The 19279-nt window shown below is 43.7% G+C and carries 11 protein-coding genes and 2 pseudogenes; 3 read left to right on the top strand and 10 right to left on the bottom strand.

Going from position 1 to position 19279, the window contains the following annotated elements:
• Both IQO02_RS17420 and IQO02_RS17425 read left to right on the top strand, forming a co-directional pair.
• Positions 1 to 415 (top strand): annotated as a pseudogene (locus IQO02_RS17420) (hypothetical protein); the annotation flags it as partial.
• Between the two features lie 2 nt (positions 416 to 417).
• Positions 418 to 2100, top strand: coding sequence for a BatD family protein (locus tag IQO02_RS17425; RefSeq protein WP_016767406.1), 1683 nt, complete (start codon positions 418 to 420; stop codon positions 2098 to 2100).
• A 174-nt stretch (positions 2101 to 2274) separates the two neighbouring features.
• On the opposite strand, the gene IQO02_RS17430 is transcribed toward IQO02_RS17425, so the two are convergent.
• From IQO02_RS17430 to IQO02_RS17450, 5 genes are all read right to left on the bottom strand, one after another.
• Positions 2275 to 4419, bottom strand: coding sequence for a GGDEF domain-containing protein (locus IQO02_RS17430; RefSeq protein WP_010431504.1), 2145 nt, complete (start codon positions 4417 to 4419; stop codon positions 2275 to 2277).
• Positions 4420 to 4766: 347 nt separating this feature from the next.
• A complete protein-coding gene (pstB, locus tag IQO02_RS17435; protein WP_010431506.1) occupies positions 4767 to 5516 on the bottom strand; it encodes a phosphate ABC transporter ATP-binding protein PstB in 750 nt (249 codons plus the stop codon).
• 75 nt (positions 5517 to 5591) lie between these two features.
• Positions 5592 to 6455, bottom strand: coding sequence for a phosphate ABC transporter permease PstA (gene pstA / locus IQO02_RS17440; RefSeq protein WP_010431509.1), 864 nt, complete (start codon positions 6453 to 6455; stop codon positions 5592 to 5594).
• 65 nt (positions 6456 to 6520) lie between these two features.
• The gene (gene pstC, locus IQO02_RS17445; protein WP_010431512.1) at positions 6521 to 7450 is read right to left on the bottom strand and encodes a phosphate ABC transporter permease subunit PstC; all 930 of its coding nucleotides are present in this window, start codon (positions 7448 to 7450) and stop codon (positions 6521 to 6523) included.
• 111 nt (positions 7451 to 7561) lie between these two features.
• Entirely contained in the window at positions 7562 to 8383 is an 822-nt protein-coding gene (locus IQO02_RS17450; protein WP_010431515.1) for a phosphate ABC transporter substrate-binding protein, read from the bottom strand.
• Between the two features lie 483 nt (positions 8384 to 8866).
• Between IQO02_RS17450 and IQO02_RS17455 the strand changes: the two genes are divergently transcribed.
• Positions 8867 to 10510: a methyl-accepting chemotaxis protein gene (locus IQO02_RS17455; protein WP_016784315.1), complete on the top strand. Its 1644-nt coding sequence runs from the start codon at positions 8867 to 8869 to the stop codon at positions 10508 to 10510.
• A 115-nt stretch (positions 10511 to 10625) separates the two neighbouring features.
• Here IQO02_RS17455 and IQO02_RS17460 read toward each other — a convergent pair whose 3' ends face one another.
• The 5 genes and pseudogenes from IQO02_RS17460 to IQO02_RS17480 form a co-directional block, all read right to left on the bottom strand.
• Entirely contained in the window at positions 10626 to 11183 is a 558-nt protein-coding gene (locus IQO02_RS17460; RefSeq protein WP_010431524.1) for a DUF1566 domain-containing protein, read from the bottom strand.
• A 2-nt stretch (positions 11184 to 11185) separates the two neighbouring features.
• Positions 11186 to 12670: a DUF1566 domain-containing protein gene (locus IQO02_RS17465; protein ID WP_016767402.1), complete on the bottom strand. Its 1485-nt coding sequence runs from the start codon at positions 12668 to 12670 to the stop codon at positions 11186 to 11188.
• Positions 12671 to 12674: 4 nt separating this feature from the next.
• Positions 12675 to 15002 carry a proprotein convertase P-domain-containing protein gene (locus tag IQO02_RS17470; RefSeq protein ID WP_016791064.1) on the bottom strand — a complete coding sequence of 776 codons (2328 nt, stop codon included), beginning with the start codon at positions 15000 to 15002 and terminating at the stop codon, positions 12675 to 12677.
• A 9-nt stretch (positions 15003 to 15011) separates the two neighbouring features.
• Positions 15012 to 17152: pseudogene (locus IQO02_RS17475) on the bottom strand (TonB-dependent hemoglobin/transferrin/lactoferrin family receptor).
• Positions 17153 to 19174: a prolyl oligopeptidase family serine peptidase gene (locus tag IQO02_RS17480; protein WP_016784318.1), complete on the bottom strand. Its 2022-nt coding sequence runs from the start codon at positions 19172 to 19174 to the stop codon at positions 17153 to 17155.
• Positions 19175 to 19279: the final 105 nt, after the last annotated feature.

A 19279-nucleotide genomic window follows, 5' to 3' on the forward strand; every position in this document is an offset into this window, starting at 1 on the left:
TCAACAACAAAGCTCTGCAAACAATGAAAGCTCGCAGAACCAAACGAATAGCCAAACTCAAAGTGCAAACCAACGGCAAGCCAAAAATCAACCGGATGAAAAAGTAGGTGAAGAAGACAGTAAGCGAGCAGCGCAATCTAAGCAGTCAGGTAAATCCGATCAGTCCGAAGAGCAAGACCAAAAGGATTCAAAACCTCAAAGTGCGAGCGCACAGCAAGCTTCAAACGAAAAAGGTGAAGGCGATGGTCGACAAGCTTTAGCGCAAACCTCAGATCAGCCGCAATCGAGCGATCCTGATATGCGAAAACTTGAGCAAGTAGAAAGCGCTCGTGACCCGAGCCAACTGCTTAAAGCGCAAATGATTCTACAAGCACGACAAAAAAGTGCTCCTAACAACCAAAACAAAAAGTGGTAACCATGCGATTTTTAAACAAGCCATTTTTATCAATGCTACTGACACTACTAATCGGTGTTTTCTCGTCACATTCTGTATTCGCAGCGACCGCTGTTGCGAGCGTTTCGCAAAACAGTGTTACCAAAGATGAAGTCTTCCTACTTAGAGTGACGACCGATGAAAAAGTATCGTCTGGTGCTTTAGATCTAGCCCCCCTTCAAAAGGATTTCTATGTCGGTACCCCAAGCTTTGGGTCGTCGATGAGAATCGTAAATGGCAGCCGCACTGTGTCTAGCGAGTGGAACATTACCCTTGCCCCACTTCGATTAGGCCGATTAGAGATTCCTAGCTTTGATATTGAAGGCGCTAAAACTAAGCCGATCACCATCAACGTTGCGGTTAACAAAGCCGCTCCAAAGCAGAGTGATATGGCCGAGTTTCAACTTAATCTGAGTAAAGACTCGCTATACCCTCAAGAGGTCGCGGAGCTTGATGTAAAACTCATCATTAAAGCTGATCCTAGAAGACTGCAAGATCCTAAAATTGCGCCACCAAGTTCAGCGCAATTAGACGTGGAACCGATTGGAGAGTCTAAGCAATTTCAAGATGTTATCAACGGACAAGAAGTCACGGTGGTCCAACAGTCGTTCCATATCTCGTCCCAAAAGCCCGGACAGTTTAAGCTCAACGGACCAAAGCTGACAGGAGCCGTTGTTTACTCAACCAACAACTCAAGCACAACGCGCCTTTTCCAGCTCGACACGCCTGTTAAAACCTTAGATGTAGCCGTCAAAGAGGTGCCAAAAGGCTACCAAGGTGAGTGGTTACCAACATCAAACTTCAAACTGATACAACAATGGTCAGATAGCCAAGGCAATGAACTGGGGAGTAGCAATGCTTTAGGTGACGACAAGCAGAAAATTGAAATGGAAGCGGGTGATTCGTTAACTCGTACCATTACTATGACGGCTAGCAACTTAACGCAGCACCAACTGCCGAAACTGAATATCACCTACCCTAAAACGGTACGTGTTTATGAAGAAAAACCGAAATTTGGCACCACCCAATCCGGTGATGCTGTCGTTGTCTATAAGCAGGTACTAATCCCTAAGGAATCAGGAAGCATCTCTCTTCCTGATGTTTCTCAAGCTTGGTTTAACACAGACTCACAATCACAAGAAACCAGTAACGCTCTTGGTCTTGAGTTGTCGGTTCAGGCAAGTGAACGCGCTAGCTCAAGCTCGCCAACGCCTGTTATGGAGACACCAACTCAGCAAGCCAGCCCGACGATTGTTACCGTTGAAAACCCAGGAATGTGGCCTTATCTAACCGCGCTGTTTGCAGCATTATGGTTAATCAGCTCAGCGTTTGCTTTCTACTTCTGGTCACGCCGCGGTACAGTAGTAAAACCAAAGCAAAAAGATGAACGTCAATCCGATACGGCAGAAGCGCTTATTGCCGCTCTGAAAATGAAAGACGGTGTGAAGACGAGAACTTTGTTCGAACAGTGGAAAACAGAAAACCCAGACTTGAGTGGTGAAACGTTGGAAACAATCGAAGCCGAGCTCGCCAAGCTAAATCAGAGTCTCTACGCTGAAGCAGATTCACCAAATCAGTCATGGGATCCTAGATTGGCGATCAATACGATTAAAAAGCCAAAGCGACTTTCTAGTAAAACTCAGAAGAGCACACTAGAGAAGCTCTAACTATACGTAACTCTAACTAAAGTACATAGACAACAACCCGGAGCCATGATGGTCACCATTTGACTACCACGGCTTCTTGTTTTCTTAGGCTTCGTTTTAAGAAAATAGAAATAACGAGAAAACCAAATCCGTTCGATTTCGTTAGAATTTGAAAGCTAGGATCGAGACTAAGAGCTAAGAAAGCGTTGCCGAAACCTTTCTTCTCTTGAGTGCAGAAACAATTCGATTTCGACCTGAGTCTTTGGCTTGATATAAGGCTTTATCGGCCTTGCCATACAATAAATCGAAGTCGAATTGGCGTTGATCAGAGGTGATTGACGCATAACCGACAGACGCAGTTAGATATTGGCTAGTGCTGCTTTCACAATGGAGGATCTTAGCCTCTTCAATACATTTTCGAATCGACTCCGCACGTTGCTTGGTTTTGGAGTGATTGGTACCGATCATCAATAACATGAACTCCTCACCACCAATGCGGCAGAAGGTTTCTTTGTCATTGTAAACATGATCGTTTAATATTTTACCTATCGTGCGCAAAGCTGCGTCACCTTCCGTGTGACCATAAACACTGTTGTACAAACCAAAATGATCGAGGTCGACTAGGATCAGCCCGAAAGTGACTTCATGTTGTGTGACGAACGCCCCTTGGCCGTCACAATTTAGATCATCTAAAACCTGAGTCAACATACGGCGATTACCAAGGCGGGTCAGCGGATCGAGCTTAGATATCACTTCCAACTGTTGGTTCGCCAGTTCTAATTCTTTAGTTCGCTTGCTGACTTCTTGTTCCAATGTTTCGTTAAGCTTTTTGAGCTCTTCTTGTGCCATGGTTCTTTGCAGCACTTCAGCAAGACTTGAGGCAAAGATACGAATCACTTCACGTAATTGTGAGGTTAAAGGGCTACGAGTTAACAAGTTATCTGCAGCAATAAACGCAATAGGCTCACCCGTATTGGTGGTGAGCATCGTCATGGCTGTCCAACCGACACCCACAATATTGAAGTCATGATAGATAGGTACTGACTCTTCAAAGGCGACTTGATTCGGACAAGCCCGAGCGGCAGCAACAATATCGCGCTCCACCAGCTCAGAACGGTAGTAAGACTCATCGACAATATCGCCTTTAATATCCGTGCCCCACGTACCTTGCATGTAGCTGCAATTTTTATCAGTAAGGAAAACCGCCAGTCGATCGATCCCTAGGTGTTGAATAGCAAAACTTACCGCTGACTTGCACACTTCGCTAACAGTATCACAGCGAGATAGCTCAACCATGCTTGAATGAAGCATGCGTATATTCTGCTCCTGCCGTTTACGAATGTAGATCTGAGAAAGAAGTGAACCAAATGACTCGAGCATTTGCTTTTGATAGTTGGTAATTGGCGAGCGGTGAATGTAATTGTCCATCGCGATCCAACCCACCGGTTTCTCTCCTTCACGCAAGATAAGCATACCATTCCAGCCCTGCCCAACCACTTGCCCAGCGGTGTATAACGGAGCTTGCTCAATGATAACTAAATTGGTGTGATTATCCGACAATGCCTCAATGTACTCTGATTCTAACTGATGTAAATCATACTGAGTATGATGCTCACTGTTTGTTTTACCCGCTTCATCAGTGCCATACGTTCCACTAAAACAGCGCTTTTTCATATCCAGTAGCATGAAAATAGCTCGGTCAAAACCAAGCCTATCTCGAACAGCCTCAACAGAAGCTTTATACAAGGCATCCAAAGATTCTGGGTTAGAAAGTTCTAACGCCACCTGGTGAACCAATTTCATGTTCTCTACGAACAATTCACGGAGCTTAATTTCATCAAGATATTGAGCTTCTCGTGTGTCTCTGTGTTTTATCTCAGTGGCTGCGTTCTTTTCAGCACGAATACATTGCCAACGAGCTGCTGCTAACTGTAGGACATCAAGCCCTTGGTTAAAGGTTTGATTGACCTTTTCTGTATCGCAATTTTGAACAATTAAATAAGTTCTACAGGCAGGCGCATTATCAAGCATCATGATAAATGACTCGCCACCCAACACGTCGATATGTTCCCACTTGCACGTATTGATAGCCATAGGCAGCACACCGTCAGCGGTATCGAACTGGGAAATCCAAGGCCAAAAGGTTGAAGGGTAATGAACAAGAGCAGTTAACTCGCCACAAGAAAATAGAGGTAATGAATCACTTTGCGGTGTTGGTTCCGAGAATATGCCAATTCCTTTGGGAGTCAGCACCTCCTCAAGATAATCAAAAAGAGATTCAGCTAATAAACGGTGGTCGCGTGTTGCAGATATTTGTTTTGCAAAGGCTTTAACAGGCACAACTTCCGTCCATTGGCTAAAAAGAATAAAGCAAAAATACAGAAGCCTTGATATGCAATCAATGTAAGTAAAAATGAGATGTTAAGCGAGTCGCAATTTCGCTTTTAACATTATCACAAGCATGAGAAGGGCGACAAAAATGGGATTTCCTGCCCAATTTTCAATCGACGTTAGAGGTTTTTTAAAGGCATAAAAAAGCCCCACATAAAGTGGGGCAAAACTTCCATCGCTTATAGTTATAGTGATAATTCTGTCGATCGATTCGATTATCTAACCTGCGTTTCAGTTAGCGTGCTTTGGTATTTGACAGCGGAAACAAAAGGTCATAACAACACTTAAATAATCAATTAACCAAAGTCACCGTTTACGTAACCTTTGGTACGATCATCTTTGGGTTCGCTGAAGATAACACTTGTTTCGTTGTGCTCTACAAGCTCTCCCATTAGGAAGAAAGCTGTGCGGTCTGAAATACGACGCGCTTGCTGCATAGAGTGCGTTACGATAACGATAGTGAAATTCTTCTTCAGGTCTTCCATCAACTCTTCAATTTTATGAGTCGCAATTGGGTCGAGTGCTGATGTAGGTTCATCCATCAAAATCACATCAGGTTGCATCGCGATTGTACGAGCAATACACAAACGTTGTTGTTGACCACCCGACAGGCCGAATGCGTGTGCTTTCAAACGGTCTTTCACTTCATCCCACAGCGCAGCACCACGAAGTGAACTTTCAACCACTTCATCAATATGCTTTTTGTCTTTAATACCCTGAGCACGTAAGCCGTAAGCGACATTTTCGTAAATGCTCATTGGGAATGGATTGGGCTTTTGGAAAACCATGCCCACTTTGATACGTAGGTCTGCAACATCGATATTGCCGTAGATGTTGGTACCGTCCATTTCAAGAAGGCCTGTGATTTTCACACCCTCGATAAGGTCATTCATTCGGTTAAGGCAACGCAATAATGTTGATTTACCACAACCCGACGGACCGATCAAAGCCGTCACTTGACGCTCTGGCACTGGTAAATTAATTGATTTAAGTGCTTGGTTGTCGCCGTAAAAAAGGTCTAAATCTTTAATATTAAATTTGTTCATATTCGTAATCTCGTAATTCGTCAAAGTCTGTACTGCGTTTGTTTTATGAGCTCATTTGGCTCAAGAAAGCTCTGCTTAGTAAGTTGCAGTGTTAAAACGTCTTGCGATCAACTTAGTGAGTGTGTTGATCAGCAGTACAAGAACAATCAGTACTGTTGCTGTGCCGTATGCTTGATTCCATTCTTCAATGGTAAACAGTTCCGTCGTTAACTTATATAAGTGAACAGTTAGTGTACGGCCAGAGTCCATCAATGAATCTGGGATACGAGCAACCATACCAGCGGTCAAGAATACGGGTGCTGATTCACCAATAACACGACCAATACTCAGAATAACTGAAGTGATGATACCTGGCATTGCACTTGGAAGAATCAAACGCCAGATTGTGTAGATTTTAGAAGCACCCAACCCATACGAACCTTCACGGTAAGTTTGAGAGACTGCCATCAACGCTTCTTCAGTGGTACGAATAATCACTGGAAGAATCAGGATACTCAATGTCAACGCACCCGATAGGATAGAGAAACCTAAACCTAAAATAGCCACGAAGAATGTCATACCAAACAAGCCAAAGATAATCGACGGTATGCCCGCTAATGACTCGGTACAAAAACGAATGATTTTAACTAAACGGCTGCCTACTTTTGCGTATTCAGTCAGATAGATTGCTGTCATGATGCCAAGCGGCGCCGCAACCGCGATCGAAGCGATAACCATGTAAATCGTAGAGATGATCATCGGGAAAATACCGTGCTCATCACCAGTACGAGTGTAATCGTCAGTAATGAACTTCCAATCAACGTGCTGTAGACCGTTAGAAAGGATGTACCACATTATCCAGAATAAGAAGCCCACAGTAAGAGCAGCAGCAGCCCAGATAAAGCCACTCAATACCGCATCTTTACGTGCGCGAGCTTTCTTTAGCGCAACTTTATTCATCGTTTTACCTTGCGACTTCGTAGGGTTAGCTTGAGGTGTTACGTTATTTTCTAAAGACATGATGTTTACCTCGCCTTCTCACGGTTCAAGTAAAGTAGAATCGCGTTCAGAGACATGATGAACACAAGGAGAACAACACCCGTTGCGTACAGCGCACTTGCGTGAATACCACTTGCGTAAGACATTTCAATCGCAATATTCGCCGTCAGTGTACGAGCTGAATCTAAAATACCTTCAGGCATCGCTGGTGCATTACCCATCACCATAATGATTGCCATCGTTTCACCTAATGCACGACCAATACCAAGAATCACACCAGTCATGATGCCTGAACGAGCAGCAGGAACGAGAAGCTTGAAGATGGTAAAGATTTTTGAAGCACCTAACGCTAAAGAGCCTTCTTTATACGTTCTTGGCACCGCGCGAATTGATGTTTCAGAAACTGTGATTACCGTAGGAAGGATCATTACACCCAATACAATAATACCAGCCAAGATCGTGTTACCCGCAGGCACTTGAAACACATTTTGAATCAGGGGAACGATAATAACGAGGCCAAAGAAGCCATAAACTACCGAAGGGATGCCCGCTAGCAATTCAACAGCAGGACGAATGATGTCTGCTAGACGCTTTGGCGCGATTTCAGCAATGAAGATTGCCGTTAATACACCAATAGGCACCCCAACTACTACCGCACCCAATGTCGATACGACAGAAGCTACAATCATGGTAGCAACACCGTAAAGTGCTGGTGGTAGCCAGTTTTGCCCTAAAACGATACCTGATAGGCCCGCTTCACGGAATGCTGGGATACTTTCTCTAACGATGAAGTAAGCAATAACAGCAAGAGATACGATGCCGATAATTGCGCTTGTAAGAAATAAGCCGTGAAAAATACGCTCTTTCCAATCTACACGCTTCTTTTGACGTAAGCTGCGTTTCAGTTGAGTCGCTTCGCTATTCATAAGCTGTTCACTATTCGTTGCGATGGTCATAACAAGTCTCACATATCGATAATCCTTAACACGCTGGATTAACTCGAAGTGGGATAGAAAAGGCTCAGCCTGAAAAGGTAGGCTGAGCAATATTATTAATTTGGGTTTAGATTAGTTAACTGCGATGTAGCCTTTGCTCTCAACAAGAGACTGAGCTTCGTCAGTTAGCATCCAATCTAGGAACTTTTGAGTTTCAGCAGAAGGTTGACCTTCTTTGTAAAGCACTAGGAAAGGACGAGCCACTTTGTAAGAGCCGTTCTTAACGTTGTCTACTGATGCTTCAGTACCGTCGATAGCAAGTGCGTTAACTGAGCTATCCACTGTACCTAGAGAGATGTAGCCGATTGCGTAAGGGTTAGATGCAACCATTGTTTTTAGTGCGCCATTGCCGTTCGCAACTTGAGCACGTTGAGAGATTGCCGATACCTTTGTACCAGAAATTTCCATTTTAAGAGCCATGATGTCTTCGAATGCACCACGAGTACCAGATGCCGTATCACGAGTGATTGCTACGATTGGCTTGTCTGCACCACCAACGTCTTTCCAGTTTGTTACTTCACCTTTGTAGATAGCCGTTACTTGCTCAGCTGTTAGTCCGTCAAGACCATTCTTAGGGTTAACAACAACTGCGATACCGTCACGAGCAACCACTTCTTCAACGAGTGTTGCTTCTTTCTCGCTATCTTTAAGATTACGAGAAGACATACCTAAATCTGCACTACCGTTCTTAGCTGCTTTTACACCAGCAGAAGAACCTGGGCCTTGTACTTCAACAAATACGTTTGAATTCGTTTTCATGTATGTTTCAGAGAAAACTTCCATCAGTGGAGTCACGCTGCTTGAACCAACTGCTGAAATAGTTTCTTTAGCTGAAGCTGGAGTCACTGTTAGTGCACCTAAAAGAGCGATTGCACCGATAACTGTCTTTTTCATCACAAATTTCCTTTAATGGCGTTATTGCCGTAATGTTGTGTTTTGCTTGAACGGTGCCCACTTTAGAATCCAAATATGACAGTTGTGTTTCACTTAATTGAAGCCTATATGACAACTGCAAATTAATGGCTCATTTTTCCTCTTTTTAATGAATCGGTAGTTACACATCCATCAGGTTTGCTTATCTCCACACTTATTTGTGCAGAATTCAGACGCCAAACAACCAACCTCCCTTCTATTTATATCGAACGACAACCAATATATTTCTATGTTTTTCAATCAAATAGGCGTAACACAATTGAGAGTAATGTGCAGCTAAATCGCAATTTTGAGCAATAAACAATCATGTATATCAAATACCTATCGCATATAACAAAATGAATACCTTTACTGATTGAATTGTCAGTCTCATTAGTTAGAATCCCCAATCAATTTTAATAATAATAATTCTCATCTACTAAATTATTCAAAGAGGGACATTAAATGCGCCAACTTCTCAGTGGCTTATCTATAAAAATACAGATCCTTATTCCGGTTCTATTTTCCGTCGTCTTATTATTGGCTGGCGTCATTATCGGTGGGGATAAACTCGAAAGTGCTTTTAAAGATGTGTCAGTTTCAACCGATGAGTTGATCCTACATAAAGAAGAACTCAGTGAAATCGTCGACAACAGTTACGGTATGCGTATCAAAGCGATTTACAGCTTATTTAATGCAGACGATGTGAAAACCTTAGTTGAGACACTAAACCAAAAACGTGACCAAAATGCGCGTCTATTAGATTCATTGAACACCGTTACAGGGATGCAGGAAGAAGTCACTGCAATGCGTAAAGCGATGAATCACTATGTCGATTTTTCTCGTATCACCATGCTCCCTCTCTTGACCGCAAAACACGGCAATACAGCGCTTCCCTCTAATTTTGATGCCAGTTACCAAACCGCTATCGACCAATACCGTCACGCGGGAAATGAAATGGTACAAGCTATCAATACTCTTTCTAAAAAGCTGAATCACATTGCTACCCAAGAAGTCCACATCAACGGTCAACAACATACCAGCACGCTCAATACAGCGACGATCGCACTTTTAGTCATCCTTTCTGCTGCTCTGCTTATTAGTTGGACACTGGCTGGCGTCATCGTTACACCAATCAGTAATATTCAGGAAACCATGCGTGAAGTGGCAAAGGGCAACCTGTTAGTTAAAGCAGATGAACAAGGTAACAATGAAATTTCACGTCTTGCACAAGACGTAAACCAATCTGTTGAACAACTGCGAGACACCGTAAGTTCACTATCTCGGATCAGTATCGAAGTGGCGTCAGCATCGACAGAGCTCGCGGCTGTAATGACACAATCAAGCGCAAACTCAGATCAAGAGAAGCAAGAAGTGGAGCAAGTTGCTTCTGCTGTAAACCAACTTGAGAGCACAGCATCGCACGTAAACGAGAATGCAGTACAAGCCGACTCAGCTTCCAAGCAAGCCGACGAAATGGCAACACACAGCATGAGCTTGTTTAATGAGAGCAACCAAGCTAATGAGCAAATGGCGACTCAGCTGAGCGAAGCGGCAAACGTTGTAGGCACGTTAAAAGAGCACTCCGAGCAGATTGGTAAGGTAATTGAAGTAATTCAAAGCATCTCTGAGCAAACTAACCTTCTTGCACTTAATGCAGCAATCGAAGCCGCACGAGCTGGTGAGAGTGGCCGTGGTTTCGCAGTGGTAGCCGATGAAGTTCGAATGCTGGCTGCTCGTACGCAAGATTCAACCAAAGAGATCCAAGCAATTATCGAAGGCTTGCAGGTTCAATCGGGTAACGCCAATGAGAGCATGAGCAGTTCACTGTCTATGTTAGAGCACAACCAAACGCTCTCAGGTGAGGTGAGTGCAGCCCTTTCTGGTATTGCTAACTCAGTAACCGACATGACAGAAATTAACACTCAGGTTGCCTCTGCCGCAGAAGAACAAAGCCAAGTGACTGCAGACATCAACCGTAATATCTCAAACATCTACAGCCTAGTAAGCCAAAACGTAACCGGTATTACTCAAGCCGCAGCAGCGAGCCACGAGCTATCTAACTTAGCCGAGCAGCAAAAGCAGCAGTTGGATTATTTTAAGGTATAGGGTTTAAAGTCTAAGCTTCAAGGTCTAAGCTTCAGATCTAAGTTAAGACCTATATGCCAGAACCTAAAAGGCCGTGGAAAACCACGGCCTTTTTATTTACGCATTAAGAACTAAATCATTCTGCAACTAACAAGACGCTAAATTTATATTGTGCGGCGTTGTACTGGTAAACCTCACCATTAATCGAATCAAACGTCATCACGCTCTGACCATCACTCGCAGGAGTTGAACTCCATATATAAACGGCTAAGTTTCCAGCTTCAACGTTAAACGTATCACCAAACACCTTGTGACTCATTGCTGGAGAGTGACAAGCCACTTCTTTTAATGACACTAATTCTTTGATGTTTGGCATGCGCCACTCTTTTTCACCACCGAACTTATGCAACGCATGACTGCCACTCTGATCATTGATTGATTCAACCATAGAGAGCGCACTCTGCCAGTGATACGTTTCAGCAGGCCCACTACAAGCTAATGTCTTCGTATCCCAAGTTTTACCCAGTTGGCAACGCATCCAAGTTAACCCTGTCAGTTCATCGCTAAACGTCCCATTATCATTCGCAACATAACGCGTGCTCGGAGCCGATTTTTCCATATCTAAACTGCACTCTTGTGCCATTGCACCCGCAGAAAACAGAGCCATTAAAGTGATGGAGAGTAAATTTTTCATATCTATTGACCTTGTAGTGAAACTAAACGAATTGGGAATTGGAACGAGTCATAATTATCCGAAGAATCAACATCACCTGAATAGATCTCTATAGAACCAACAACCCCTCTGTCTGAACCCTGGGTTCCAATCTCGTTGTAATAGAAGCCACCTTCAACAGCTGTGTTTGTATATTGGCTATAAGTAATGGATTGAGTCCATACCGAACCAGTGTAAGCCGTATAGTCAATACCAAGGGTTTGATGTGGGAAGTACTTGTAAGTTAAACCATAAACTTCACCATCCGAGTTGGTTTCTGTCTCACCGAAGTCGAGCACGTTGTAGAATTCATTGAATGTTGGCAAGCGCCAATCTGACTTGCCGCATAAGTTCATTGCATTGATATGTTCAACGTAATCTTGAGTAGTACATATCGCATCGCCTTTCGTTTTACACGTCGCTAAATCAACATCTTGATCGTAAGGCGTTACTAGTCCGGGTAGCTCAAGCGCTAATATGCGATCTTTATATTGAATAGAGCTTTCGTCATCCGTTTTCGATTCCCAAATCAAGCCACTGCGTTGATCCAAAACACAAGACCACTCCGCAGCATCATCAGCAAGCACCTGACCACTTGAATCTAACTTTGCGAACTGGAAACCATTGCCGGTATTGTCATTCAGCTCTGTTTTATCAAAGCCGTATTCTGCATCTTGACCTGGGAATGAACTCTGTGGTTCAACGACATTTTGTGTGTCATCGATGTCTGAGAAATAGCGTAAAACACCCGTATCATTCAATGCTGTCGCAGCTTTTAGCTCTCCTTCGAGGAAATTTGCAAAAGCAGTAACTTGGTCATTAGTGAGTACTCCACCTACATAATCGGCCGCACTCTTATCAAATTTCGCACTCAATTGAGCCAGCATGAACGCACGATTAGAGTGCTTAAACGCCTTAATTGTTGATACGATATTTTGTTCCAGACTCGCGAGTTCAGATGCAGATAAATCGTCTTGAATATCGCCAGATATAGTGATGCCACTTTTCGCCAACTGCGCTTTTAATTTGTTGTTAGCCTCAGCAACTGTCAATCCGTCCGCGACATAACCCGCCAATAGTGAACTGATACCATTAATCTCATTTCCCGTATTTTTTTGAAGACCGGGAGCGGCAATATAAGCGTAAGAAGATGCAGAAGCGCTCGTGCTATTGGCTGCAATCCCCGTATCCACCTGAGCTAACAAAGGAACCGATAAAATCGACTTCTTAGTACTAGTAATACTAAATTCGCCATTCGCGTTAGCCGCCGAGCTTGGTTCTCCACTATCACACATGTAGTTTTGATTTATGTCTGCACAGACCTTACTTTGTAAATCTACATTCTGTGCTGTCACTGTACCTGACACTGTATAGGTTGGTGCTGCTGATGCAGAGGTATCGGAACCGCCCGAACCACCGCAGCCAGCAAGAGCCAAAGAGATGGCCAAAATTGTCAATTGAGGTTTCATAGAGTTATCTTCTTGTTTTGTTTTTAAAGAGCCTTGCCATTAGAGACAAGTAACGCGTACCAAATGACCTGCCGAACGAGAGCAAGGACATGAATATAATTGATATGAGTGAAGCTGAACCACCAGAAGAGCCACTGGTAACTGTTGGTTCTTCTGGTGAAGTCGTTGTTTCTCCACATTCGTATTTCGAAATCGTGCCAAGCCCCCACCGTTTTAAGTGCCCAGTTTCACCATTTACGTAATCGGCAATTTCTAAACGCCAAGACCCGTTAGTAGGCTCACCCTTAAACGAATCAAGAACCGAGTCATGCTTAAGTGTGAAGTAACCATCAAAGCCAGAAAATCGCGTCGATTTATGGTTAAGTAAATCGACTCGTGTTCCCTTCGGGGAAATAAGGGTCACCACTAAATCACTCAACCGAGGGTGATCGATATCTAAATACAGACCGAAATTTTCGTCTGCGGTCTGAGCCGTGCCATTTAGAGTGAAATTGAATGTTTTAAAGCCAACGATCGGCTGATTAGTTGAGCTAAACCGGCTATCAGGAAGGTAACTGTTCACTTCTTTGATATCGGATTCGAGTACAGGTAAGCCATATACAAGAGACAAATCATGTTGCCAATTTTGTGATTTGAGGGCGTCGTTGTATCGGTAATCGACACTCGTATTCATCGCGACTGAAGAACCACACATCTCACCTGTCGGAAGTGTCGCTTCAATCGTTAGTTGGTTAACCGGAGGACTAACAAACGACTTCATCAATCCTGAAATATTAATTTGGCCATCCACTTGAGCCTGTCTTAACGTCGGGTACAATTCGATCGTCAACGGCTTCTTTGGATTAACATAACGATCAGGAACCTCTACTTTAAATGGCTCAATGATCAATCCATGCACATCGAACTTTTGCTTCAATATTTCTGCATAATCTCGATTCGGATACAGCTTTTGAGCCACAAACAGTGTGCTCTCAGCTAGGTCGTGCATTTTCAATCCACGACCTAGCCCGTACATAGACTCGAGTATGATTGAATCAAACTCTTTAAAAGCGATCTCACCATGCTGCTCAACCGAGGCTTTCAGGGCCTGGAATAAAGGCGTTGACCAAAGCTCATCACCTAGTTCGCCAGCAACACTTTCATGAGGGCGATATTCCGCTTGTCTAAAGTAACGTGCTCTTTGGTTCCATAGGCTACGAGTAGTATTCCTGACGCCAAAGTAACCATCCCAGTTAAAGACAGTATCTATCTCGAACTCTTGCCCGCGAATCTGTGCATTTTCATATTGAGTACGAAAACTAAAGCTGCCCGCCCAGTAGTCTCCAAACCCTTCGCCGATGGCACCTGTATGACCATAAGCCCAATCTTTTACTATGTGATAATGAATTCCATGTCCAAGCTCATGCAGAATTACGTCACCATCTAATGCATCTGGAGAGCCACCGCCGATACCAAACAAAGCCGCTTTGGGGCCATAATAGTATGTCGAGTTATCTGCAGATAAGCCTCTGCCATCGAACTCAAGCGGGGCATCAAACAGATCAAAGCCCAAGCTACTGATATAGCTTAAGGACTGATCTAGATGGGCAAATACCATCAATTGTAGGAATCGTACATCTTGCCAATCCACATTTTGCAGCTCGTTCAGATCCGCAAACTTTGTGAGCCCCTCAGCTGCGAGAAAACTTGAAGTGTCACGGTTCGTTACAGCACCTGAGTCTGGGTCAAGTGAATACAAGGCTGTTGCATCAACCTGAGATATACGAGCATTGGTAAGGTAGATACCATCGCTGTGGTTCAATACCTCCACATCCGCTTGCACGTAGTGTGGGAGGCTTGGATATTGACTCACATCGGTGAGCAAACTTTCTGGTGGCGCAGCTCTATCCATGGTTCTTAAATCAGGACTGAACACATTCACATGCGTCGCAACCACTTGGCCACTGCTTAAGCTCGGCGCACGCTCTGCTTCTAATAAGCGAGGAACTTCTAGCTCAGCAGCCGTTGTCGGATTTCCGTTGAGTAACACGGTATTTTCTAAGCTTCTGAAAACGCGTGAAACCTGCTCGTCAGAGTTAGTGGATAGAACCACAGATTTCTGTTGTTGGTACTCACCTTTGATCAATAAGTCGAAGTTATAGTGGTGTCCCAACTTAGACTGTGTTTCATAGCGAAACCTCAGCGTACCAACGTCAGGATAAGCTTGTTCTAAATACGCTTTGGCTTCCTGCTGCGTTGTTACAACAATATTACCGAGAGGGTAATCCCATTCGGCAGCACTGCTTGTTGCTGAAACCAACAACAAAGCGATGTATAGAGGACTCTTTTTCATATGTCCTCCTTAAAACGCATACTTGGCGTTAACGGTGAAGTAACGACCAGGCTCTGTAGAGTAAACTTTATTACTATCAGCTATGCCCGCGACATCTTGGTAACGGATGTATTCTTTGTCGAAAAGGTTGATAACGTTAGCGCTGACATCCAAACCGAAGGTCCAAGAGTAACTTACGCCAAGGTCAACACTCGCCCAGCCAGAAGTAGTCGCACAGTCAGTAACGATACCTAAATCATCTTCACATTGAGGGACGTTATCCATCGCTTGCGCCCAATTAACCTGCGCATAAGCGGAGAAGGCGTTATCGTCATAAGTCACCTCGGCATTACCTTCCCAAGGTGTTAGCGTACGAACTTTTTCTCCGTCCTCATCTTCTCCATCAACGTAGCCGACTTTAGTACTCACACTCCAAAAATCGCTTAAACGGTGTGCAAGAGAAGCTTCAATGCCATATGTCTCGACTCCATTTACGTTTTGATACTGCTTGTAGTAGTTACCTGTATTTGGATCCGGCACAAATGAGATCTGTTTAACGTCGATAAAATTATCGAACTTTTGATAGAAAACGGCCGCATATAGCTGTGTTTGTCCATTATCAAACTTACTGCCTAATTCAAACGAATCACTGGTTTCGGCCTCTAGGTCCATATTAGGCACAATGACAAATGGGGTAATTGGGACAAAATCATGGTTCTGATAACCATAAATTTTGTCATAACCCGGTGCTCTAAAGCCGTGGTTGTACGAAAGGTATGTATTTAGCGAGTCTGTTAACTGATAACTCACCGATAAGCTAGGAGAAAACTCACTCGAATTTTGTTCCTTCACTTCATAGTCATTGATTGTGCTCTGTGATTCAGGTTTCAACTGGTGTAAATCAACACGGGCTCCAGCCGTCACAGTCCAATGGTCAATTTCAATCGCGTCACGAATAAAAGCAGCAAAATTGTACGAGCGGGCTGGAGCAAAAGGGACATCCGCGTTAAGTGACACTCCGTTCCAATCTAAAACAGAAGATTGACTTGGACGCTCATGGAGGTTGGTCTCCATATTCACACCATAAGACAAGGTATGGTTCATGTTTTGATGTTGGAATGCGCTAATAAAATCGGCGTTTACACCGAGAAGCTGATCCGTAAAACCACGAATATCAATCGTTCTACGTAACTCAGAAACGTTATTGTTGTTTCGAGACATCAAACGATTAGTGGTATCTTCATTAGTCATATCACGCCAATAGATCTTGGCATCTAATTCCTCAAACCAAGTATTGGCAGGTAGATACTCAAACCCCGCATACGCAGAGAACGTCTCGGTATAAGACTGTTGGTCAAAATCTTCAGTGTCCCATTTACCGTCCTTTTGGATCTTAGAAGACCCTTCTTTACGACTTGAATTCTCTTTGTAATACTCGACATTGCCTTTGAGCATCAGAGCGTCACTTGACCAGTAGTTCAGGGTGTAACCACCACCGACGCCATCGATACTTCGGTTATATAGGTCTTCATCAAAATTACGGGTTTCTTCACCTTCCCAATAAGAAAGATTAACCAAGCTTTCGAATTTCCCCGAACGGAAAGCAAGGTTTGTCGCACCTTTGTATTTATTACTGATACCGGTATAGGTTGCAGAGACGTCGCTATAGAAATCTTTATCGTCGAGGTAGTCTCCCGGCTTTTTAGATCTCACAACCACAACACCACCAATCGCACCGGACCCATACACAGACGAGCTCGCACCTTTGATGACTTCAATACTGTCGAGGTTCGACATATCGAATGAGTTGCGCCCTATTTTGTCGTTGATGTCATTAGCCCCAAAACCATCAGCAGATTTTATCCCGTCTTTAACAATCAAAATCCGGTTACCTGTCATACCGCGAATAGTAATGTTTTGCGGTCGGCCTGCCCCCCCAGAAACACTGACTCCAGGTTCACTTTTTATTGCGTCGTAGAGTTCTGTTGCGCCTTTTTTTCTAGGTCTTCACCCGTGATCACAGCAACTGAACCTGCTACTTCAGATAACGGTTGCTCTATTTTGTTCGCCGTTACGAGCACCTCTTCAAAGTGGTAAACCTCAGATTCGGCGTGCACGACGTTGGCAGCAAGTACACTCAGTACTGCCGCTGATAGGGGGGAAAGCTTCATTTACTGCTCCGCTTTAATGTCTTTCAGGGTAAGTGATAAAAGGAATGCGTATTCAAACGCTTGTTGCGCTAAGGATTTTCGTCTATCTGTCGAATGTCCTTGAGTAAAGTTTGTCGACAATAAATAGGGCCCACTTCCAGTCGTTAGCTCGCTTAATTTTGCGTAATACTTAGCCCCTTCCCAATAGGGAACGCGGCGATCGTTGAGGCCAACTTGAATCAATATCGGTGGGTAATTTTGTTCGCTAAGATTCAGATAAGGGTCATATTGCTGCATGAGCTTCAATTCATCGGCAATGTTTGGATTGCCCCACTCACCGTACTGCTGAGCTGTTAGAGGTAATGCAGAATCAGACATGCTATTAACAACATCAACAAATGGCGCTTTAAGGACAGCACCATCAAACAAGTCAGGAGCTTGATTTAAAGCTGCAGCAACAAGAGTGCCACCAGCACTTCCACCCATCGCATAAATAGGGCGCTTACCAAGATTGTATGCTGTCAAATCACGAGCAACTGCGATGAAATCCAAGATGGCATTTTCTTTTTTAATCCCCTTACCGGCTTGATACCAAGACTCACCATAAAACCCGCCCCCACGAACATGTGCAATTGCATAAATAACACCTTCATCAAGTAAGCTAATAATTTGTGGCATGAAATAGGGCTTCATCGCCATGCCATAAGCTCCGTATCCATACAAAAACACTGGTGTGGTCTTAGTCAATTTGTCTTTGCGATAAGCCAGTGTGACTGGAATTGTTACCCCACCAGAATTCACCATAACTTGCTCGGTTTGATACGCTGATTGTTGGTATTGAGGGTAATGGTCTTGAGAGAAGCGTTCTCGTTGTAAAGTATCAGTATTTAACCGGTCCCACTTTGCTGGCTGAGTCAAAGACATGCTGCGAATATGCAATTTGTTACTTTGGTAGTCGCCCACTTGGCTTACCCAAGCAACTTGGCCTGCGTCAGCCAATAACTGGCTTGAACGATAGCGGTTATCTTTGTCGAGAAAATTTAGAGACTGAGACGCACCACTTTGGCTAACAACCACAGCGCCGGATTCAAACAAATAGAAGTTACTGATTCTAGACTCGTCCGTTGGTTCAAAAACCGCTCGCCAGAGGTTGATATGTGGAGCCTGAGTAAGTGGTGCAGAGTAAAAAGCAAAATCATTGCGGTCGTGATTGCTGTTTGCAAACAACATAGAATCCGAAACATCAACGTAGTATTCCACCCCAGTTTTTCGTGGTAATAGTGGTTTGGAGATTTCACCGTTATCGAGGTTTAACAAACGTTGCTCGCTAGAGTTTTCACTGTTTGCCTGAACGACAGCAAATTGCTTATCACTTGAAAGGTAATACGAAAGCAACCAAGCGGAGTCCGGTTCTTCCATTAACTGAATTGGCTTTGACTCATTTAAGAAGTATTTTGTTAGCGCATATGGTCTCGAAGTGTGTTCTTCAAGTGGAATTAAATACAGAGATTTACTGTCTTTCGACCATGCTAGCGAGCTGTCTACATTTTGAGCTAGTAATGTAACTTGCTGAGTTTTAAGATCAACAACACTCACTCGAAACTGCTCAGTACCCGTAATATCTTCTGCTATCGCGAGCTTAGTTTTAGTTGAGTCTAATGCCCAACCGCCTAATTGGTAATAATCATGCTCGGCAGAGCGGGTATCAAGATTAAGTAACTCTGTTGAATCGTCACTCCCAACTTGTCGGGATAGTAAGGTCCTTTCACCATTTTGATTTAGGATCGCATACTCGAATCCACCTATTTCTTTCCATGGCTTTTCAGCTTGATCTGGACGATTGTCTTGCCAATTCTGTTGTAGGGATTCACTCAAAGTTTGAATGTTTTTTTTGTACAGCAGTGTCTTTTCATTTTGTTGATGAAGGTAACTAAGTACTTTACTCTCACTACGGGAATCACCTCTGAGCCAAGAGAACTGATCCGAAGCACCAACTCCTGCCGACAAGACCAAAACAAAAGCTAACAACACAAATGCTTTCATAAACAAAACAAATCCATACGCTAAATTAATAAATTTCGCGCATGATGCACCCAAACGATAATGAGATCAATTATCATTTACATAGATGTGTGATGCCAGTCACGA

The organism is Vibrio sp. OPT24 (assembly GCF_015163545.1).
GTDB classification, from domain to species: Bacteria; Pseudomonadota; Gammaproteobacteria; order Enterobacterales; family Vibrionaceae; genus Vibrio; species Vibrio cyclitrophicus.

Bases quoted from the DNA above. Each gene is read 5' to 3' on its own strand.
- IQO02_RS17455 (WP_016784315.1), top strand. From the start codon at position 8,867: ATGCGCCAACTTCTCAGTGGCTTATCTATAAAAATACAGATCCTTATT.
- IQO02_RS17425 (WP_016767406.1), top strand. From the start codon at position 418: ATGCGATTTTTAAACAAGCCATTTTTATCAATGCTACTGACACTACTA.
- IQO02_RS17460 (WP_010431524.1), bottom strand. From the start codon at position 11,183: ATGAAAAATTTACTCTCCATCACTTTAATGGCTCTGTTTTCTGCGGGT.
- IQO02_RS17465 (WP_016767402.1), bottom strand. From the start codon at position 12,670: ATGAAACCTCAATTGACAATTTTGGCCATCTCTTTGGCTCTTGCTGGC.
- IQO02_RS17450 (WP_010431515.1), bottom strand. From the start codon at position 8,383: ATGAAAAAGACAGTTATCGGTGCAATCGCTCTTTTAGGTGCACTAACA.
- pstA (WP_010431509.1), bottom strand. From the start codon at position 6,455: ATGAATAAAGTTGCGCTAAAGAAAGCTCGCGCACGTAAAGATGCGGTA.
- IQO02_RS17480 (WP_016784318.1), bottom strand. From the start codon at position 19,174: ATGAAAGCATTTGTGTTGTTAGCTTTTGTTTTGGTCTTGTCGGCAGGA.
- IQO02_RS17470 (WP_016791064.1), bottom strand. From the start codon at position 15,002: ATGAAAAAGAGTCCTCTATACATCGCTTTGTTGTTGGTTTCAGCAACA.
- pstB (WP_010431506.1), bottom strand. From the start codon at position 5,516: ATGAACAAATTTAATATTAAAGATTTAGACCTTTTTTACGGCGACAAC.
- pstC (WP_010431512.1), bottom strand. From the start codon at position 7,450: ATGACCATCGCAACGAATAGTGAACAGCTTATGAATAGCGAAGCGACT.